The organism is Burkholderia sp. Bp9143 (assembly GCF_003853645.1).
Lineage (GTDB): Bacteria > Pseudomonadota > Gammaproteobacteria > Burkholderiales > Burkholderiaceae > Burkholderia.
The window spans coordinates 34,061-53,745 of record NZ_QTPO01000058.1; the positions used below are offsets into that span (position 1 = coordinate 34,061).

A 19,685-nucleotide genomic window follows, 5' to 3' on the forward strand; every position below is an offset into this window, starting at 1 on the left:
CGGAACCCGGCTTACGCGATTCGCTTGCCGCCCTGAAGCACGAAGCTCAAGAGGTCGGCGTCCGTGGGCTCTCCCCAAACAGCAGTGGCAAGCCACCCGAAGAAAGCCGCTTCTGCCGATTTCTTCACCTTCTTGGAATCTGACAGCCGGAGGACCTCTGATGGCTGCTGCTCGTTGTACTGCGATACATACTTCTCCTGCTCCGCGGCATCCAATTCGTTGAAGAAGCCACGAATCTGCTCGGTCCGATGAGCCGCATACTGAGCGTGCAGTTTGACCTTCAACTCATCACCTGACTCGATAGGTGCTTTCGGCGGCTTTTCAGCGGGTGTCGACGTATTGGCCACTTCCCAGCCACCCTCAACGGCCTTTCGGAAATATGCCCCAACTTGAGCGACAGGCTCGACGCCAGTTTTCTTAACGCGTTGCTCGGTGTAATCGATCGCTTTACGGATCGCATCGTTACTATGTGTCGATGCGAGCTTGCGTGCCTCGGCCAGAGGAATTCCAAGCTTCGTCATGCCGCCAACGAGATCCAGATCCGCCTCCTGCGTGATTTCAGGCTTGCGCTTGGGCGTGATCGAAAACTGGACAGCCGCAATCGCGCGCCCATTCTTAAATTCCGCCATCTCAATCTCGTGGTCAGAGACCTCGTTGATCTCGACGAGCGCTGGCTGAAGGACACGGCTCTTGAAAATCTTGTACTGCGAGTATGAGCCTTCCCGCCAGTCGAGGCCCAGTAGCAGATCCCTAATGGATTCGACGCTAAGCTTGGGAGTCCGGCCGACTCCTTCGTAGCGAACCACGTTTTCCCAAAGGGTTAGAGCATGCCCACGCTTAAACGACCGTGCGATCCGCATGTCGATACGCGCATAGGTCTGCGGGTTCATCAACAGTTCGCGCATGTTGTCCGAGAACTGGTACTTCAGCGTCGAGCCCGACATCTTTGCGCCGGCAATCAGACCACTCGCGTTCCACTCGGACTTCCCGGACAGATGGTCCCAGTTGACCACAAAGCCAACTAACGAGTTGACTGTCGCTTTAACGTAGTCGCGGTTCTTTGTGTTCAGGCCGACGTCCTCTATCAAATCCAAGATCTGGTATTCGAACCATACACGTTCACCCTGCTTGTTTTGCTCGATGGCGTTCTTGATCAGGGCGTTGAACATCTTGCCTTGCTGCAGCGAAATCGCCCCGGATTGCGGCGCGACATGTACTGCGGGAACCGCTTTCCTGAAAGGCTCCGGTAGATCCGCCAACGGGAACAGCGTGATCTGACTCGCGTCGGTGGGGACGGTGATTTTCTTTTTTGGCACGTCAAGTCCGGAGCCAAGATGAACGAAAGGTAACAATACCCTGTTCCGCATTCACCTTCAAGCGCTCAGGAGATGCGCCTCTCCTAGAGGATGCGCCTCTACAAGTCCATCAGAACCATAGCCATGCACCATTCTCGTAAGATCACTGGCTTCCTTGCTAAGCCAATAGAAATCTATTTAATAATCAATACACTATTTGGGAGTGAGGACACACTCACTTTGAACCAGAGAACCATGGACGTTGACCTTCGATCGCGAAAGGCCCTCAAAATCACGCAGCATTCGCCTGCTGTTTGAACCATAGATATGCACCTTAAGCCTGCTTTTGATCGCCTAGATCTACAAGCCCCGGCCCAGGAGCCATGAACAGTCTTCGTTTCGAGGGCTAGTTGGGTACCATAAACATGTACCTGCGTCGGTCAATGACGAACAAAAACTCTTTAAAATCATTTATTTGTATATATAATTTCAAGTAATACCTCAGATGCATGAGGAACCATAGACGGCCACCAAACACCACCGGGCGAAGTCAGCACGGGCACCCTCGGCGGATGGACCATACAAATGCACCCATGCCCCATATCCATTTACCTCTGGAACCATAGGTATGACCTGTAGGAACCATATCCTTCGACCTGTAGAACCACAGGAATGTACCCAAGGAACCATAACGATAGACCCGATCCTCTTGAAAGCCTTATCGGGTAAGGATTTCGTCCGACGTAAACGTAGTTAAAGGGTTGAAAGTGTTTATCGAAAACACGTAAACGTCCCAGTGCTCCCAGATAGAGAACCAGAGCCTTTTACCCTGGGGGCGGGCTAATACTCAGAAGCCTGGATTTTTTCACCCATGGTGCGCGACTGATGCACGGACCATAGACGTTTACCCATCGAACGCAGTTTGGGTACGGGACCATAGACGTTCACCCACTGAGCGTGGCTGGCATACGGAACCATAGACGTTCACCCAAGAGCGCGGCTGGCATGCGGAACCATAGACGTTCACCCACTGAGCGCCGCTGGCGTACCGAACCATAGACGTTCACCCAATGAGAGTGGCTGGCGTCCGGAACCATAGACGTTCACCCAGGAGCTCGGCTGGTGTATGGAACCATAGACGTTCACCCATTGAGCGTGGCTAGCCTACTGAACCATAGATGTTCACCCGTTGTGTCCCGCCAATATATGGATCCATTGACGCTCACCTACCGAGCCTAGCCAATGTGTGGAACCAGCCATTGCCTCACTGACTCGGAGTGACGTCGCAGCCGCTGCAGTCCGATCGTAGAACCACAAACGTGAACCTTAAGATTCAGTCGAACCACAGGCGCAAACCAATCGCTCGTGCACCGGATACTCCCTCTCGCGATGCTTCGTCAACGTTTCAGCAGCGACGGAAGGAAAGTGTTGACAAGGATTTCCAGATCCCGGAGATATGGGACGATTCGATCAATGTTCGGCGAGTCCATTCGCACATACCGCCTACCATGACCTCGACAGACTGACAGGTTCACCGAGAACGTATCCTCATTCCGAGCGCTTTCAACCTGACCATTCCCCGACAACAATATTGACCTCACAACGTCGGGCGATGAGCCCAGCGGCACGGATCGAGCACGGCTCGTCACCAACTGCTTACCGCGCTGTCGAATCAACTTCGAGATTGCACCGGCAGTCTCGAACGTGACGTGATCTTCGTCACTGAACGATCGAAGAACTGGTGCGGGAAGCAAAGCAGCCGCGATTGATCGGGAGACCTTCGACGGTGAGACTTTGAGATCGTTAGAAAGCGCCGCTTGCGTCAGCCACAGCTTCCGTTCCAGGGCCGCCAGATAGAACCGTCCCATTCTCACCGGTGAGGCGCAAGTGGCCGCAAGCGCTTTATGCGCTGCGATCGCTGTATTCAGATCCGGGAAGTTTGAAATTTCGACTTTGTCCATGCTGAGTCACGTTGGAAAATTGCAAGCACGATGAAGATCGAGCCGTCGTCTGGGCCGTACTAAGGTAGCCTGCTTTGTCGCGACTAGCTTTCTGCCGCTCAACCGGTTGAGGGGGGTGCTTCAAATACCCCCTTGCAGGCCATTGAATTAACAATGCATTTCGCACGACGTCGTTCTGTGGCGTGCGAAATTTCTGCAATACAAGCTATCGAGCCGTTATGAGCGGCTCACCGCACATATCTTTCGTGCCGACGTGTCGATCGCCTCGGAGAACTCGGCGAAGCGGCTCAGGATCCGCGCCATAGCTCTCGGTTCGACGTCGAGCTTCAAATACCTCCCGGTGGCCGCGACCGAGACCGATACGAGGCGGCCACCGTGTACGTTCGCGCTTTCATCGGCGAGCGCAGCGAGGACTACCGCAATCGGGAGCGTTCTGCCGTCGACAATCTTCTCGGCATTTCGGCAGACAACGTCGTTGCCGAGCGAAGTCAAGAGTTTTGCGAGCGTCTCGGCGACACGGAAGGTAACTCGGTCGGAACCGCCCAATGCGGTAATAACAGGCTCAGGCAAGGTAGATGCGCGTAGGGCCTTCGATACAACTCCGGTCGACGTAGAGAACAACCGGGCAAGTTCAACTTGATTCGAGCAGATTCCATCGTCAAGGGTCGTTCGATAGAACCGGCCCAGCTCTACAGGCGAAACACCACCCTTGCGAAGCGTCGAATGGATCTCCATTGCAGCTGCTTGCTGATCTTCGCGTTCCATGTCGATTCGGATCAAGTTATTGGAGGCCAACGCTCATCTGCCGTGAAATTTGTGAAACGACTCGCAAACAGTCTATTGCACTTCGATGCGACGGAAAGGATCAAAAGAGGGGTGTTTTTGCACATCATTTCGGGCTGCCCCCCTCAACCGGTTGACGTGCGCGTATCGAATTCGCGGTGAGATTGCGGGCAAGTAAAAAGGTCTCCCAAATCGCACCTCTTTTGCCGCGTTGCGCTGCTGGCCCGGCTGTTCCAATTGAACCGGCCCAATTGGAATCTCCGCGATGCGTTTCCCTCGACTCTTCCCACGAAGCAAGAAGCAGGTCGCCTTGTCGCCTGCGCCGGGCTTCTACTCGAACGAAGATCCTGAGCAGATCATCTTCGATCAGTCCACGCGCCTGCGCGTGGAGGCCAACCACTGGAAGACCTTCTGCTTCCTCCTCGCGATCGTAGCGGGCGGCGCCGTGTACACCCGCAATCCTGCGCCTTCCGTGGTCAAGGCTTACGGTGTTTCGTCAGATGCCGGCGGCAACCCCATCGTGACGCAACTGACCTCGTACAAGCCAGACGACCAGGCAAAGCGGAAGGCCCTGCGCGAAACCGTCGAACGCTGGTTCACGATTGAGCCGGTGTTGACCGATGACATCCAGTCGTCGCGCATGGCCAGGAACATCAACGCGGTCAAGCAGCAGATGACTGGCAACGCCCGCAATCAGTTTGCTGACTGGTTGAAGCAGGATGCGCCGTTCCAGCAAATCACGACGAACCCGAAGCTCGTACGTGAGTCCCGCGTGACCAACGTGTCCCTCCTCGAGGACTCCACGGCGATCATTGAATTCACCACGTTCACCACCCAGACACCGTCCGACAAGCCCGTAGTTGTGCGTTACGCCCTCACGGTGCGCTACCAGATCGTTGCGCCGACACAAGAGGACGCACTCGGTAACAACCCATTCGGGGTCTATTACCCGTTCTGGACACTGCAGAAGACCGCCGCATGAAACGACTCCGTACCCTTGCTGCGTGCGGCGCGTTCGCGATGGTCGCGACGGCCAGCGCTCTTGCCGCAAAGCCCGCGTCGCCAGTGCTCCCGCCGACCCCGAACTTCGATCTTGCGACGATCATCGGCGATCCGATGAGTCCGGTGAATCCATACAACTCGGGCACCGATCCGATCACCATGCCCGGCGATGCGCGCATGGCCGTGTTTCCGTACAGCCGCGACCAGATCTTCCGCGTCATGACGGCACCGCTCAAGGTGACAACGATCGAGCTCGCGCGCGGCGAGGTGCTGACCGCGGAGCCCGCGCTCGGTGACTCCATCCAATGGATGATCGATACCGACGGCGCGAATCACGTTTTCGTGAAGCCGACCAAACCCGGCCTCGTGAACACGCTGCATTTGACCACCAACTTGCGCGAGTACGACATGACGCTCGTGTCATCGCCGGTCGGCGGCCTGTTCTATCAGTCAGTCCGCTTCAACTATCCGAATTCGCTGATGGCGAAAGTCCGTGCGCGCGAGGGCGGCGGCAGTGATGGCGCGGAAGGCAGCCTGCCAGGTGTCGCTTCGCAAACCGACTCCGGCCCGATCGGCGTGACGCCCGACAAGCTGAATTTCGAGTACACCGTGTCCGGATCCGGCGTGATCAAGCCAGAAACCGTGTTCGACGACGGCAAGTTCGTCTGGATTCGCTTACCGCAAAACGCGCCGTTCGCGGTGCCCACGGTAAGAGGGGGCGGAGACATCGTCAGCCCCAACTTTATCCGGCGTGGGCCGTACATCGTTGTCCAGCAGCTGGCGGATGAAATCACGCTGACGCGCGCGGGTGAAGTGGTCACGATCAAGCGTGGCCGCCGCAGCCTGTTCGGATTCTGAGCGCGCAACATGGCCAAACAGACCGACACGTTGTCGCCGGAACAAGCCTCGCTCGTCAAGGGCAAGGTTCCGCGTAACGCCCTGATCGCGGTGGGCAGCATCGCTGCCATCGCTATTGGCGCGATCGGCTTCTACTACCAGACGCAGGACAGTCGGAAGGCAGACGAAGAGGCGCTTCGGCTCAAGAAGGAGCGCGCGGCGGAGGGCATCGACAAGAGCAATCGTCCGGAAGACGTCGACAAGATCATTGCCGATCAGCAGGCCGCTGCGCGACGCGCAGCCTCCGAAGCGGCAGCGCGTGCCGCTTCCGCGCCGGTCGCCGACAAGAAGCCGAATCTCTCGGCGGATTCGCTCGTTCCGGATCAAGGAAACACGGACCTCAAGGCGAAAACGGCTGAGGACAATATCTACGCGTCGCCGATTTTCAAGGATGGCCTGAAAACGCCAGCCGCCAATGCCCAGCAGCAACAGCAAATGCCGAATGGTGTTATGACACCGCAGCAGATGATGCAGCAAGCGGCCGCGCAAGAGGCAGCGACGAACGCCGCGATCGCACAGGCTACGGCCGCTGCCAAAGGGGGGCAAGCAGCCGGTGCCATGACGACGCAGCAACGCGATAACGAATTCATGCACAACGTCGCCTTGCAAAGCGAGAACGGTCGAGATTTTCCGCGTACGGGCTTCGTCGGCCAGTCGCGCGGTTGTACGTTGTCGCCACCTGCCAAAATCCCCGTGTTGTCGGCCGAGGCGCTCAACTCCGATCGTCCCGGCACGGCTTCGCTCGTCGTCGAGCGCGACGTCTATGACAGCCTCACTGGCACCTGCCTCATGATCCCGTGGGGTACGACCGTTACCGCGCCATACAGCTCGGACGTACAACCCGGTCAGGAATCGATTCTTGTCGCCGGCGCTGAAATGCGCCTGCCGAACGGCAAGCACGTGCCGCTTTACGGCGCGCAGGGTGCCGACGGCAACGGGGCCGCTGGGTTCTCCGGGCATGTCAACAACCACTTCCTCAAGATCTACGGGGCGTCGTTCCTGACCGCCATCCTGCTACGTCGCTTCGATGGGGGCGATTCCTCCACGACCACCGGCCCGCTTGGTGTCACCCAAGTCGGCAGTACGGCCGGGCAGGTCGCCGCGCAGACCACGCAATCCGTGCTGGGCCGCTACCAGAACATCCCGCCCACCATCACCTCCAAGCCGGGCGAGCGCCACTTCATGCTCAAAGTCAACCGCGACATGGTCCTGGAGCCGTACCGCCCATGATGAAGCGACTTCTTTTCATTGCATCGCTCGCGCTAGATGTCGCGAGCGCGCACGCAGCGACCACGATTTCTCAGGTCATCAGTCCGGTGAGCGTCGTGATTTCGAATGGCAAGGCCCGTGAGGTTGTCACGTTGCCCGGCAAGCCGGTGTTCTTCTGCGGCCTCGAACCGTTCATCGAATGGGCGGCGCCGCTGGTCGGGCAACCGGTGCGCAGCGCGCCGGACACGGGCATCACCGTGACGATCGACGGGCGCGAGGTCTCGCTCGAGCAACTGCTCGCCGATCGAGGCTGGTTGCAGCCCCCCGTATTGTCGGACGGTGCACAAGCCGCCGTGACCGAGGGGCGCGGTGGCTGGGCATGTGCGCCGGCCGTGGCACCGTTCGAGCTGCTGCGAACGAGTGTCGATCCGAAGGTGCTGGCGGGCATCGCATTGAACGAATCGGCCTACAACGGCCGGCCCTGGCCGTGGACGCTGAACGTTGCCGGTCAGGGGCTGTTCTTCAAATCCCGGATGGACGCCTACAAGGCGATCGAAATGCTGATCGCGCGGGGTCGTTGCGATTTCGACGTTGGCTTGATGCAAGTGAACTGGTGCTTTCATGGCAAGCGCTTCGCGTCGGCCTGGGACGCGCTCGCACCGGCGACCAATGTGCGCGTGGCCGAGCAGATCCTGAACGACAACTACGAACGCACGGGTTCCGTGGAGAAGGCGATTGCCTATTACCACAGCGCGAACCCGACGCCGGGCCGTGCATATCTCGCGCGATTCGTGCGTCATCTCTCGATGATCGAGGCAAGCCGATGAAGCTCGCGCTCACACGCCTCGTTTGCGCATGCGCCGCGCTCACCTATGGGATCGCTCACGGGGCAAACACCGATCCGTTCGATTTCGATTACGAGATCATGGGCGGCATCGCCGAGCGTCCGGCATTGATCTTCAACGACGGCGCAAAGACGTATATCCAGCCCCGCGCCGGTCAGGTCATCACCGCCGACGGCGGCCACAACGAAGGACCGTATGTGGTGGTCGACGGCACGCCGCAGACAATCAGCTACAAGGTGGCGGGGCGCGCAGCGACCGCGCGCTGGAAGAAGGCGAACACGTTCATCGGCGGCACCGGCACGCTCGCCGCGCTGCACGACGATCAGCCGGCCGGGTTTGACGGCTTTACCAACCGGCTGACGATTATTGGCACGCGCGGTGCGCTCGAGCCCGTTCGCCCTCTGCACACGTCAACGCCGGTGGCGAACGTCGTGAAGGCGCTGGTGCCGCAAGGGTGGACCGGGGCCGCACAAAAGGACGTCGATCTGACGAACGCGGCCACGTTCGACACGCATGACGGCGAAAACTGGCTGCAGGCGCTGGATCGGTTGCTGACGCAGACCGATCTGTACGCCGACGTCGATTTCGGTGCGCGCCACATTCGGTTGCATCGCGACGTGCCGAAGTCCGCTGCACTGAACTATGCGGCGAGCGAGCGCCGGCCCGACGAGGCCGGGCTGGAAGCGGTCGTCGCGAGCGTTTCTGCGCAACCGGCGCCGGTATCGCAGCTGGCCGAACGGTTCAGTGCGCAGGCGATTCGCGATGGCGACGATACGCACACGCAGATTCGATTCGCCGCGCGGCCGGGGAAAGACGTGACCTTCCTGACCCCGGGCGGCAAGTCATTGCACCCGGGCTGGGATCCCACGACGAACGTGATGACGATCGATCGCGCCGAGCGCATCGTCGTGGCTGACGCATCCAATCGCGTCGAAGTCAGCCGCGACGCGAAGACCGTCTACGACTTCGACCAGCCAAACCGTGCGCGGCTCGAAGCCGTGTTCGATCGGGAAGGGCGCACGTACTTCAAGTTCGCGGAATCCGTGGTGAAGGTCGGCGTGACCGACACGCGGCATCTCGGCATGGGCGAGCAGAAGGGCCGCTACTACATGTTCGAAGGCACGGACGACCAGTTCGTCGTCACCGCCGACGGCAATGTGGTCAACGTGAAGCGTCGTCACGAAGTGACCTATCGGGAGGTGCCGTCGGCGGCTCCGGCACCGGCACCGGCAGCGGCAGCGGCACCAAGTATCGCGCAATCGAAGGGAGGGGCGGCATCGTGATCGGCCTTCGTTCGATTCTCGCGTGCGTGCTGTTTGGCGCGGCCGCGGTGTGCCGCGCCGACTGCATCGATGACGCGGCCATGTACCACCGGCTGAACCCGCGGCTGCTGCTCGCGATCGCCCAGCACGAGTCTGGCATGCGTCCCGACGCGATCAACCGCAATTCCAATGGCAGCGAGGACATCGGCCTCATGCAGATCAATTCGTCCTGGCTGCCGAGGCTCGCGCAGTACGGGATTCGTCGCGAACACCTGTTCAACGCCTGCGTGAGCGCGTACGTCGGCGCATGGATCCTCGCCGCGAACATCAAGCAATTTGGGCCGAACTGGAAGGCGGTCGGTGCGTACAACGCGGTCACGCCTTCGAAGCAGCTCGTTTATGCGAGCGCGATCTACCGCCGCCTCATGCAGGGCCAATAACCATGCTGATCACCCACCGATCCCGCGCGCTGACGCGCGCCCTTGTTGCCGCGACCCTGGTCGCGACGACCGTGAATGTCCGCGCAGCAGTCGATCCCGACGGTTGGCAGATCCTGGCTTCCGCACCGAAGGTCACGCCGCAGGCGCCGGCGCCCGGCAATACCCCAGCGAGTCCGTCCTCGGCGCACGCTGCCCCGGCTGGTTCGGCCGACGTCGCCGCCGTGGTTTTGCCCGGCGCCAGCGCGCCATCGACGCCCAGCACGCTGACGTTTTCAGTGACGCCGCAGGACGTGAACCTGCGCGACGCCCTCGATCGTTGGCTGCAGCAGCAGGGCTGGCAGCTCGCGTGGAAGATCGACGACGACTTGCCGCTGGAATTCAACGCGACTTTCACCGGCGACTTCACTTCCGTGCTGCAACAGGTCATGAAGGCGACGAACCACATGCGCACGCCGACGCGCGCGTGCCGCCATACCAATCAAGTCATCCGCGTGATCGTGCGCGCGGGCAATTGCCAGGACTGAGAACCATGCGCATGCACCCATTGAAATCCGCCGTGGCGATTGCAGCCGCCGTGCTGGCCTCGGGCTGTGCGGTGACGCAGCAGGACGTGAACGGCAGCTACGCCGCCGCCCACCGCACGATTTCTGACGCGCTGGCCAAGGGCCCGGAGTCGATGGCACTCGTTGAAGACGTGCCGACCGCGTTCCTCGGCGACCGACTCGTGCCGCTCGCCTACGAGGCCACGCTGCCGGCCGTGTTCCGCGAGAAAAGCGTCACGCTTCCGGCGAACCTCGGCATCAGGCAGATCTCGACGCTGATCTCGACGGCGACAGGTTATCCGGTTCATCTGAGCCCGGATGTCTTCGTCCCGCGTGACTCGCTGGTGCCCAGTCAGGGGGACGGAAAGGCCCAGACCCGCAACGTCGCAGCGAAGACCGAAGAGCCTGTCTATCGGCAGCCCTTCACCGGCAAGGTCGGCCTGTACATGCGCAATATGACCACCGATCTCGGCCTGGACTGGTCGTTCGATGGCGGGTCAATCAACGTGTCCCGATTCGTGACGCGGATGTATCAGATTGCCGCGATCCCCGGCAAAGTCTCGATCAAGTCGACGATGAGCAAAGGCATGGACACGTCGACCGGTAATCAATCGGGTGGCGGCAGCGGCGGCAGTTCGGGCGGCAATACCGGATCGTTCTCTGCGCAGACGTCGACCGGTCGCGAGGGCGACTTCGATCAGATTGCCTCGATCACCGCCGAGATCGACAAACTGAAGTCGCCGATGGGCCGCGTCAGCGTGAACCCGCAGAGTCGCCTCGTGATGGTGTACGACACGAAGGAGGCGGCGGACAACATCGGCAAGCTGTTGCAGCACGAGAACGCAATCTCGACGCGTCAGGTTGCGGTCACGGTGCGCACGATCCAGATTTCGCTGAGCAAGGGCAGTGAGGCGGGCGCGAACGCGGATGTCGTATTCAATGCGATGCATGCAGGTCTCGCGCGCTACGCGATCAGCTTCGCGTCGCCGACGTCGTTGGCAACGGGCGGTGGCTCGGTGGGCGTCTCGGTGTTGCGGCCGGATGCCCCGTTCACTGGCACGAATGCGGCGATCAATGCGATGAACAAGTACGGCCGCACCGTGCAGGACAACACGATGACCAAGATGACCCTCAACGGGCTGCCGGTGTCGGTCGCGTCGTTCCAGAGCGACGACTACCTGCGCTCGACGTCGCCGTCAGCGGGTACGCTGAACGCGACATCAGGTGGTGTTCCGGGCTTGACGCCTGGCACGATCACCACCGGCGATTTCGTCAACGTGCTGCCGGCGGTCAACGACCACAACCAGATCGTGCTCGCGTACTGGGCAGACAGCTCGAAGCTGAACGGCCCCTTCACCAGCGCGGGGGTAGGTTCGGGCCAGACACAGCAACAGATCCAGCTGGCGCACACCATCGGCACTAAGGATGATCAGACGATCGCGTTGTCTGATGGGCAGACGGTTGTCCTGTACGGCGCGATGACGGATCACGCCGACAGCACGACGAATGCGGGCATCGGTGGGCTCACCGGGTCATGGAACAAGTCGAAGACGTTCCAGATCATCATGCTCAAGGCGACGGTCGTTCCGTCGATGTGACGCGATGATGCACATCACGGAACCCCTGCCGACCGACAAGCGCGCGCGGCTCGTCTTCGGCCTCGACTGGCGGGCCTATCCAGTCAAAGGTGGCCGGGCCGAGCGCCGCCGCTACGCAGACGCATTCGGCGCGACACAATTCGTCGAGTACAAGGTCGGCGATGAGCTGATCGGCGGCTTCGCGATGCCCGAGTCGGCCGACGTCAAGGGTGCGCGATTGTATTCGGGCGCGGCACGCGTCGCACTGCATGACCGAATCAAGAACCGGCCCGCGGCATTGGTGCTGCTGCAGGATGGCCTGCGCGTGCACGCCGTGTTCGTGGTGCGCGGCGCGGTGCGCAGCGACGAGGTGTTGTCCCCGGAAACCGCGCAGGCGCGACGTCTCGAGATCGAGCAGGAATGCCTCAAGGGCAACCTGGCGCTCGACACCCTGGGCGCCGGAGACCGGATCGGCGACATCGACGAGCCGTTTCAGGCGAGCGAGCTACTCGCGAACCGCAAGGCCGGCCGCATCACGAAGGTACCGGTCTCCATCCCGGCTGCGATTCCGCTGCTGTTCATCGCGGGCGCGACCATCTTTGGTGGCGTGAAGCTGTTGGACGCGCTGTCGCCGCCGCCTCCGCCGCCGCGCGTACCGACGTATGCGGAACGCTACGCGGCAGCCGTGCGCAGCACGTTCTCTCGCGCGTTGCCGCGTGCTTCGGCACTGGGGCCCGCATTGCTCACGGCGGTTGGCGGCAATGAATCGGTGCGCAAGGGATGGGTCTTCAAGGAAGCGAACTGCCCGACGTCCGGCTATTGCACGATGACGTTCCGGCGGCAGGGCGGGACGTTTGCCGATTTTGAAAGTGCGGCGACCGAGGCAATGCGGCCGGTGACATTCTCGCGCGACGGACTTACGTCGAACGCACGCGGGCCGGCTATTCCGAAGGTTGACGTGCTTTCGGCGAAGGAATCGTCCCAATGGCCGTCTGAACAGACATTCATCGAGGCGGTGCAAACGCCGCCGCAGCGCATGTCATCCCAGCCGTTCGAAATCCGCGCCTACGGCTACACCGTCACGCTTGGAGAAACGCGCCCGCTCATCCCGGCTCCAGTAGCGGGAGAAGGGGGCGGCCACATCGCCCGGATCATCAAGCAGGGCGACTGGACGATCGAGGGCTTTCGATGGCAAGCGCCGTTGCTCGCGAAGCTGCCGCCCAACATGACGCTCGAATCATTCAAGGTCGAACTGCGCCTCAACCAGGGTGCAGGGGCAACGACGAACAGCGATACGGGCGATGCGCCTTATGGCGTCCATTTCACCGCGAAGGGGAAATATTTTGTTCTTGATTAAGCACGCACTCATCGCGGCGGGCGTCGGGCTGGCCGTGACCGCTTATGCGGAACCGGCGACGCCTCGACTGTCCATCGACGACATCGATCAGATGGCGCGGGCCAATGTCGTTCGCCAGTTGTCGGGTGGGGCACCTGGCTCCTCGACGCTGTCGCCGAACATCGGCGGCATGACAACGCCCCAACCCGGCATCGTGGCGAGCGGCGCTGTTGCGTCAGGACCTGCGAAGCCAGCGGCTAAATCGGCCGCCCCGACGCATGCGCGAGCCGAGCCGGTCTCGTTTCTCGGTGCATCTCGCGACGAATCGGGATCCTACGTCTTGTATCTCTTTCAGGACGCGATCTACCCCGCGCGCGTCGGCGCGACGCTGCTCAACGGCTGGAACGTGAAAGCGGTTGATGGCTACGCCGTCACGGTCGCCGAAGGCAAGCACACCTGGAAAGAGCCGATCCGTGCCGCCGCCCCGGTACCGTCCGCGTCGACGAACTCGGTCCGATCGTTGATCGATCTTGCCTCACCTTTGCCGTCTGGCGGCCCGATCCCCGGTACGCCGATCGGGGGTGCACAATGAGCATGTTCACGGATCTCGACTCGCCGGAACCGGCCAAGCGGGGCCTGTTCGGTCGGCTCAAGGGGTTGAAGGCTGGCTTCGTGGACTACTCGGCTGCCTCGATGCCAATCGTGGGCAAGGTTCCCACGGATGCCGACGAACCGCCGCGTTCGTTTGAACCGCGGGAACCCCGGTTCAAGTCGACCAGCAAACCAGTCAATCCCCGTCAGGCGGCTGAAGGTCAGCCGATGACGATGGGAATGCGTCTGAGGATGGCGCAGGCTGAAATCGAGGACGTCACTGCCGTTGACGACGCGCCGATTGCGCCGGCTCGTGATGACGGGCAGCCGAATTGCGCCCCGGAGGTCGCGGGCGCCGATGCTGTTGAAGGCGCTTCGTCGATCAATGTCAATCCGCCGGAGTCGCAGCCGGCCGCCGTCGACACGACAGCGGCTTCGCGCCAAGCCGATCGGGTGGACGCGACCGACCATGTACGCGAGGCTTCGCTCGACGCCGGAGTTCGCGGGGACGAAACCGAGTTGGGACGCCAAACATCCGGTGCCGACGAGCCGCCGACGATTCGTCGCATCGGCGTCGATCTGGTCGACTCCCCCGCGATGGAGCTTGCGAGTGGCCTGCCGCGGTTGGTTTCCGCCGAGGCGCTCACGTTCAAGCGGATACTCTGCCAGCGCGATCCGAACGCAGCGCTCCGGATCACCGATGCGGCGCGCCGCGAGTTCATTGCCGTCGAATTGCAGGCAGGGATCTCGATTGTCGTGACGACGCAGCGCTTCCATGAGAGCCAGCTGTATGCGACCTACCTGAAGGATCTCGCGCGCGCGGATATCGCCGTCCACGAAGAAATGGTCGCGGACGAGGACGTGATCGCGGCCCTCTACGACAAGGAGAGGCAGCGCGCGGCCAACGTGGTTCCCGAGTCGTCCCGCGCGATCGGTACGTTCCGCGATGTGCTGGAGGCCGCGCACGCCTACGACGCGAGTGACGTGCACTGGGAGTACCGGGACTACGCGGACGATGTGGAGCTGCGCCTGCGCGTCGACGGCGATCTCTACTCGTACCGCAAGATGCCAAAGGCACTGGTGCGCCGCGCACTGTCTGCCGCATATCAGGACCTGGTCCAGCGCAATACCAATTCGGGCGAGACGTTCCAGCCGACCGCGCCGCAGTCCGCGATGATTCCGCTCGTGGCACACATGGATATCGTGAACATTCGCTGGCAGAGCGCGCCGCTCGTCGGCGGGTTCGATGTCGCACTGCGCCTGCTCGACGGCAATTTCAAGAACTACAAGGTTCTGCTCCCGGAGGACATGGGACTGGAGCCGAGTCAGCTGGCGATCATCGAGATGCTCGGCAAGGTCAGCGGTGGAGCGACATTCCTGACCGGGGAAACGGGCTCCGGCAAGACGACGCTGCTGCGTGCGCTGTCGTATCTGTTGCCCAATCGGGATCTGAAAAAGCAGTTCGCCGTCAACGAGCCGTCTGAAGTGCCGGCGCCGTGGTTGTCCGATATCTCGCTCCAGCGGCGTTCGGGCGAGACGGACGCAGACGCGAACCGCAAGATCGTGGAAGTGATTCGCACGCTGATGCGCATGGATCCCGACGATCTGACGATCGGCGAGGTGCGCGACGCGGTGCTCGCCGGTCTCGTTGCCGAACTCGCGCTGACGGGCCACCCGGTGCGCGCGACGCTGCACGGCGACAACATCATTGGCGCGGTCATGCGGTTGGTGGGCGGGCGCCTGAACCTGCCGATGGATGAGGTGGCGTCCGGGAAGTTTCTCAATGCCGTCGGTAATCAGAAGCTGATTCCGAAGTTGTGCCCGCACTGCAAGCGGCCGGCGCGCGACGTGCTGTCGCCACGGCAGCTCGCGATGCTCGAGACGAAGTTCGGGCTCGACACGTCGAACATGGCCTGCCGCGACGAAGAGGGGTGCCAGCATTGCCGCCGGCCTGGGTTGCTCACGCGCGCGGGCAAAGTGGCGGCCGGGATCAAGGGGCAGACGCTCGCGATGGAGTTGTATCAACCGACGCCCGAGTTCCTCGATCGCGTGGTCGAGCGGGACTGGCGCGGCGCGGAGCGAGTGTTCCGGACGAGCCGGAAGACCGAGTTCGGCGACGCGGACATGACCGGCAAGACGGTCTACGAGCATGCGCTGTACAAGGCCGCGCGCGGCCTCATCGATCCGCGCTTCATCGACGAATCGATGTGCGCGTTCGAGACATACCGCGTGTTCGCGGATCAAGACGGGGTACTGCCGTCATGATCAAGTCGATCATCTATTCGATGTTCATGGCATTGCCCGCCAGTGAACGGATGAAGCTCGCGACATGGCGCTTCAAGAAGATGCGCGAGATGTTCTATCGGGAAACGCGGCTGGACATCGCAAAGAAAGGGCTGCGCAACAGCGAGACCTTGCTGGAGCGCCTGATGACGCTCGAACAACGCCACCGCGCCCGAAAGAACTGGGTGTGGCCGGTGTTCCAGAAGATCGCGCAGCGCATGCGGGCGGGCGACGATTTCGCGACCGCGATCAAGTCGTTTATTCCGAACGACGAATATGTGTTGCTGGACCTGGCCGGCCAATCGCCGCGCGACGACGCGGCGGTACGCGGGCTCGAATTGGCCGAGATGGCGGCACACGCGAAAGGCGTGCTGGCGGCTACCACGTCGTTGCAGATGGCGTATCCCGCCTTTCTGCTCGTCTATCTGTACGCGATCTGCGTGTTGTTCGGCTCCGAAATTCTTCCGGAAGCGCGCGACGTGAAGCCGCTGGAACAATGGTCTGACGCGGGGCAGATCATCTACGCGATTGATACGTTCTGCGCGCAGTACTGGTGGTTCACGGGTGCCATCGTGGCCGGGCTGGTGGTCGCTTATTTCCACACGCTCAAGCGTTGGGTCGGTCATGTCCGCAACCGGGTCGATGCGATGCCCTTGATGTGGCGCAATCGGCGTGACCTGCGTGCGGCGCTATTGATCGTGTCGTTGGCGGGCCTGTTCGATTCGAACCTCACGTTACGCGCCGCGCTGGACAGGCTGACGAAGTCGGCCGACCCGTGGCTGCGGTGGCATCTGCGCCGCATGAGCGCCCGGCTCACCACGAATCCCGATCAGCCCATGCGCGCGCTGGACACCGGGATCTTCTCGGAGGCGACGATCGACATCATGACCGATGCGGCCGGGCGCGACCAGTTTGTCGAGTCGATCAAGGATCTCGGCCAGAACTCGCTCAACCGCGTGGTCGAGACCGTGCGCCGTAACGCGAAGATCACCCACTACGTGCTGCTTGGCTTTGCCGCGCTTGCGTTTCTCACCCTCGGCCTCGGCTCGTATGTCGCTACCGGTGCGGTGAGCTTCGACAGTGCTCCAACAACTGCTGCGAAATCTTTCTGAGGAAGCCCATGAACAAGAACACGCCGATTCAACGAACGAATCCCTATCCCCGTATCGTCCGCCGCCGCAAGGAGAAGGGCGAGCTGTCGATGATCGAAGCTGCGGCCGTGATGGCCGGCGCGGCACTGCTTGCCTTGATCGTCTATCAGGGGCGAAGTTATGTGATGGATCGCATCCACGCGCATCAGTTCAAGAGCGAGGCTCAACTGTTCCGCAGCGGCATTCAGGACGCGACTTCGGCCGACATCGATTTTTCCGGCGAGTCGCTGACGACGCTTGCGCAAAACCACGCGTTTGATTCGGCAGGGTCGCGGATCAACGTCGCATCGGGGACCTTGACCGGCATCTTCGGTGGTGCGGTGAGCGCGGGACCTGGCATGGTCGCGGTGTCCAACGACGCAATGGTGCTGACGTATCCGGTGCCGGCGACCGTGTGCACACTCGCGGCGGGAGCGATCGCGGGGGCGTACACGATGGTCAAGGTCAACAACACGACGGTCTCCGGTCCATCGACCACGTTCAACGGGACGACGGTGGGACAGGCGTGTGCATCGGCTGGCGCGACGGCGAGCATCGCGATGTACGCGACCCACGACAATTAAGGACCGGCCATGTTCAGCATCATCGAGATGGCGATCGTCCTCGTTGCGATGGCGCTTCTGACCATTCAGGGCATCAAGGACGACGTGGCGAAGCGCCGAACGGCGATGTTGACGGCCGAAGGCCAGAATGAGGCGCTCATTAACGCTGCGCTTGGAAACTGGGTGACGGACAACTACGGTGCACTCGTTGCCCAGCTGGTCGCGCCGGGGCCGACGGCAGTGACGCCGCCGACTTTGGCGCAACTGCAGTCGGGCGGCTATCTGAAGGCCAACTACGCGGCGGGTCCGATCTGGGGCGGAACCTACATGATCCAGATGAGCGTCGGGCCGGCCGGGTGCTCGACGGGTGGATCATCGTGTCAGGTTTCCTATCTGCTTTACCCGTCCAAGCCGGTCACGAAGAAAGGGCAGCCCGATGTCGCGGGCGCAGGTGTCGTCGCGCAGGCAGCCGGTAACGGATTCGGTTTTTCGAAGACGCAGAACGCGTCGACGGTCTATGGGCTGAATGGCGCATGGAATGCATCGAATCCGTTGGCCGGCGCACCGGCTGCCGTCGTGATGGCCACGAATGGACCGACAACGAACGGCAATTCGGTCTACATCCGTCGCGATGGCTCGTTGACCTGGACCGGGGACCAGAACGCCAACGGCGTCAGCATCAACAACCTGAAAAATGTCATGGCGACGGGCAATGTGCAGGGTAAGCAGCTGCTCTCGAACAATAACGGAAGTGCCTCGACGTTCGTGAATGACGGATTGGGCAACACGAACGTCTACCAGAACGGCATGTTGCAGATCCTCAAGAGTGGTACGGCAACCTTCATGCCGCTGCATTCGGGCGACGTGATCGCCGAGGGGACGGTGCGGCCGGCGGCGATTGCCACACCAAGAACGTCGTGTCCGGTCAATGGTGCGGCCGCCCAGAACAGCGACGGCCGTGGGCAATGGCTGTCGTGTCAGGACAACGTGTGGCTGCCGATCGGCGGCACTGCGCTCCGCTACAACTACTACCTCGTCCAGAACGGTTGGGGTGTGCCAGCGCCGCCCTGTTCGGCCGGTGGCACGCCGCAAATTGTCGCGAACCTGCAGAACGTCTATGTCGATTCAACCGCAACCGTGAACGTCACGACGTCAGGTTCGGGCCCGTGGACAGTCTCGATTACGGACGGGAATGGTAGCGGGATTGGCGGTTCAGCCGTTGTTGAGACCTATTGTGCGTATTAGCGGGAGTGAAGGAAATGAAGTTCTTGCTGCGAGTGATGCTCGCATTCGGGTGTTGGCTGGCCATGGTGGCGCACGCTGAGGCCGCGCCGGTGCGCTGCTCTTACGGTTATCAGGACTCGACGTGCACGGCACCGCTCCGAAATGGACCGATCCCGCAACCGCAGTGTTCGACGGGGCCGGGTTGGACTACGGTTTCCGCTTCGGTCTGGCAGGGTTCGCATTGGAGCGCGCCACAGTGCAACTACGTTTCAGCGCCGAATTGTCCGAATGGATACGATACGGTTACGGCCCCGGTGTGGTCCGGATCGAGCTGGACTGCTCCTGTCTGTACTGTACGGGCCCAGACGCCGCCGCCAACACAAAACTGGGCCCAGATTTGCAACCAAGCCGCCGCAGCGCAGGGCTATACGACGCACTTCACCAACAGCATGTTCAACCCATACACGTTCGGAACGGGTGTAGCGACGATGGGGGGTGACGACGGGATGGCGATCGGGCCTCCGTATATTAACGGCGACCTGTCAACAAATCAGTACGACGCAACATGCTTCGTGACGACCGCTAACGGAGCTATCTATCAACTTTGGATTGTGGAGTACGACGGTTACCAGGCCGGCAACTAAGAAAAAAGCGCCCAGTTGGGCGCTTCAGATTGCTGACAAACCCTCGCCAATTGCGAGGGTTTTGTTTTTAATAGCGGGATGCTGAAGACCCCGACGCCCAC

At 61.4% G+C, this 19,685-nt stretch carries 17 protein-coding genes; 14 read left to right on the plus strand and 3 right to left on the minus strand.

The genetic code is table 11. The annotated features are described in order from the left end of the window. Positions 1-11 precede the first annotated feature (11 nt). The 3 genes from DIE23_RS32830 to DIE23_RS32840 all read right to left on the minus strand — a co-directional run bounded on the left by DIE23_RS32830 (position 12) and on the right by DIE23_RS32840 (position 4,021). Positions 12-1,316, minus strand: a complete 1,305-nt coding sequence (locus DIE23_RS32830; protein WP_260436277.1) for a replication initiation protein — start codon at positions 1,314-1,316, stop codon at positions 12-14. A gap of 1,376 nt (positions 1,317-2,692) precedes the next feature. Then, on the minus strand, positions 2,693-3,256 hold the full coding sequence (locus DIE23_RS32835; protein WP_124616213.1) for a hypothetical protein: 564 nt from the start codon (positions 3,254-3,256) through the stop codon (positions 2,693-2,695). A gap of 216 nt (positions 3,257-3,472) precedes the next feature. Then, complete coding sequence (locus DIE23_RS32840) at positions 3,473-4,021, minus strand: hypothetical protein (RefSeq protein ID WP_124616214.1); 549 nt, start codon at positions 4,019-4,021, stop codon at positions 3,473-3,475. 283 nt (positions 4,022-4,304) lie between these two features. On the opposite strand from DIE23_RS32840, the gene DIE23_RS32845 reads away from it, so the two are divergent. Genes DIE23_RS32845 through DIE23_RS32910 form a run of 14 tightly spaced genes read left to right on the plus strand, consistent with a single transcriptional unit; the run spans position 4,305 to position 18,961 of the window. Beyond that, a complete protein-coding gene (locus tag DIE23_RS32845) occupies positions 4,305-5,021 on the plus strand; it encodes a type IV secretion system protein (protein ID WP_124616216.1) in 717 nt (238 codons plus the stop codon). Continuing rightward, the gene (locus tag DIE23_RS32850) at positions 5,018-5,899 is read left to right on the plus strand and encodes a TrbG/VirB9 family P-type conjugative transfer protein (protein WP_124616218.1); all 882 of its coding nucleotides are present in this window, start codon (positions 5,018-5,020) and stop codon (positions 5,897-5,899) included. The genes DIE23_RS32845 and DIE23_RS32850 overlap by 4 nt, the downstream gene beginning before the upstream one ends. A 9-nt stretch (positions 5,900-5,908) precedes the next feature. Continuing rightward, positions 5,909-7,168, plus strand: coding sequence for a TrbI/VirB10 family protein (locus DIE23_RS32855; RefSeq protein ID WP_124616220.1), 1,260 nt, complete (start codon positions 5,909-5,911; stop codon positions 7,166-7,168). Continuing rightward, positions 7,165-7,974, plus strand: a complete 810-nt coding sequence (locus DIE23_RS32860; RefSeq protein WP_124616222.1) for a transglycosylase SLT domain-containing protein — start codon at positions 7,165-7,167, stop codon at positions 7,972-7,974. Before DIE23_RS32855 ends, DIE23_RS32860 begins: the two co-directional genes overlap by 4 nt. After that, entirely contained in the window at positions 7,971-9,275 is a 1,305-nt protein-coding gene (locus DIE23_RS32865; protein ID WP_124616224.1) for a TrbG/VirB9 family P-type conjugative transfer protein, read from the plus strand. The genes DIE23_RS32860 and DIE23_RS32865 overlap by 4 nt, the downstream gene beginning before the upstream one ends. Continuing rightward, entirely contained in the window at positions 9,272-9,694 is a 423-nt protein-coding gene (locus tag DIE23_RS32870; RefSeq protein ID WP_124616226.1) for a lytic transglycosylase domain-containing protein, read from the plus strand. The genes DIE23_RS32865 and DIE23_RS32870 overlap by 4 nt, the downstream gene beginning before the upstream one ends. Before the next feature lie 2 nt (positions 9,695-9,696). Next, entirely contained in the window at positions 9,697-10,218 is a 522-nt protein-coding gene (locus DIE23_RS32875) for a TcpQ domain-containing protein (RefSeq protein WP_124616228.1), read from the plus strand. 5 nt (positions 10,219-10,223) lie between these two features. Next, the gene (locus DIE23_RS32880; RefSeq protein WP_124616230.1) at positions 10,224-11,834 is read left to right on the plus strand and encodes a type II secretory pathway protein; all 1,611 of its coding nucleotides are present in this window, start codon (positions 10,224-10,226) and stop codon (positions 11,832-11,834) included. A gap of 4 nt (positions 11,835-11,838) precedes the next feature. Further along, positions 11,839-13,170 carry a type 4b pilus protein PilO2 gene (locus DIE23_RS32885; RefSeq protein WP_124616247.1) on the plus strand — a complete coding sequence of 444 codons (1,332 nt, stop codon included), beginning with the start codon at positions 11,839-11,841 and terminating at the stop codon, positions 13,168-13,170. Beyond that, positions 13,163-13,741, plus strand: a complete 579-nt coding sequence (locus tag DIE23_RS32890; protein ID WP_260436278.1) for a hypothetical protein — start codon at positions 13,163-13,165, stop codon at positions 13,739-13,741. The genes DIE23_RS32885 and DIE23_RS32890 overlap by 8 nt, the downstream gene beginning before the upstream one ends. Continuing rightward, positions 13,738-16,005: an ATPase, T2SS/T4P/T4SS family gene (locus DIE23_RS32895; protein WP_124616234.1), complete on the plus strand. Its 2,268-nt coding sequence runs from the start codon at positions 13,738-13,740 to the stop codon at positions 16,003-16,005. The genes DIE23_RS32890 and DIE23_RS32895 overlap by 4 nt, the downstream gene beginning before the upstream one ends. Then, positions 16,002-17,135: a type II secretion system protein gene (locus tag DIE23_RS32900; RefSeq protein ID WP_124616236.1), complete on the plus strand. Its 1,134-nt coding sequence runs from the start codon at positions 16,002-16,004 to the stop codon at positions 17,133-17,135. The genes DIE23_RS32895 and DIE23_RS32900 overlap by 4 nt, the downstream gene beginning before the upstream one ends. An 8-nt stretch (positions 17,136-17,143) precedes the next feature. Next, complete coding sequence (locus DIE23_RS32905) at positions 17,144-17,737, plus strand: type 4 pilus major pilin (protein ID WP_124616237.1); 594 nt, start codon at positions 17,144-17,146, stop codon at positions 17,735-17,737. Positions 17,738-17,746: 9 nt separating this feature from the next. Then, the gene (locus DIE23_RS32910) at positions 17,747-18,961 is read left to right on the plus strand and encodes a hypothetical protein (RefSeq protein ID WP_124616239.1); all 1,215 of its coding nucleotides are present in this window, start codon (positions 17,747-17,749) and stop codon (positions 18,959-18,961) included. Positions 18,962-19,685 lie beyond the last annotated feature (724 nt).

Bases quoted from the DNA above. Each gene is read 5' to 3' on its own strand.
- DIE23_RS32835 (WP_124616213.1), bottom strand. From the start codon at position 3,256: ATGGACAAAGTCGAAATTTCAAACTTCCCGGATCTGAATACAGCGATC.
- DIE23_RS32840 (WP_124616214.1), bottom strand. From the start codon at position 4,021: ATGGAACGCGAAGATCAGCAAGCAGCTGCAATGGAGATCCATTCGACG.
- DIE23_RS32845 (WP_124616216.1), top strand. From the start codon at position 4,305: ATGCGTTTCCCTCGACTCTTCCCACGAAGCAAGAAGCAGGTCGCCTTG.
- DIE23_RS32850 (WP_124616218.1), top strand. From the start codon at position 5,018: ATGAAACGACTCCGTACCCTTGCTGCGTGCGGCGCGTTCGCGATGGTC.
- DIE23_RS32855 (WP_124616220.1), top strand. From the start codon at position 5,909: ATGGCCAAACAGACCGACACGTTGTCGCCGGAACAAGCCTCGCTCGTC.
- DIE23_RS32860 (WP_124616222.1), top strand. From the start codon at position 7,165: ATGATGAAGCGACTTCTTTTCATTGCATCGCTCGCGCTAGATGTCGCG.
- DIE23_RS32865 (WP_124616224.1), top strand. From the start codon at position 7,971: ATGAAGCTCGCGCTCACACGCCTCGTTTGCGCATGCGCCGCGCTCACC.
- DIE23_RS32875 (WP_124616228.1), top strand. From the start codon at position 9,697: ATGCTGATCACCCACCGATCCCGCGCGCTGACGCGCGCCCTTGTTGCC.
- DIE23_RS32880 (WP_124616230.1), top strand. From the start codon at position 10,224: ATGCGCATGCACCCATTGAAATCCGCCGTGGCGATTGCAGCCGCCGTG.
- DIE23_RS32885 (WP_124616247.1), top strand. From the start codon at position 11,839: ATGATGCACATCACGGAACCCCTGCCGACCGACAAGCGCGCGCGGCTC.
- DIE23_RS32895 (WP_124616234.1), top strand. From the start codon at position 13,738: ATGAGCATGTTCACGGATCTCGACTCGCCGGAACCGGCCAAGCGGGGC.
- DIE23_RS32900 (WP_124616236.1), top strand. From the start codon at position 16,002: ATGATCAAGTCGATCATCTATTCGATGTTCATGGCATTGCCCGCCAGT.
- DIE23_RS32905 (WP_124616237.1), top strand. From the start codon at position 17,144: ATGAACAAGAACACGCCGATTCAACGAACGAATCCCTATCCCCGTATC.
- DIE23_RS32910 (WP_124616239.1), top strand. From the start codon at position 17,747: ATGTTCAGCATCATCGAGATGGCGATCGTCCTCGTTGCGATGGCGCTT.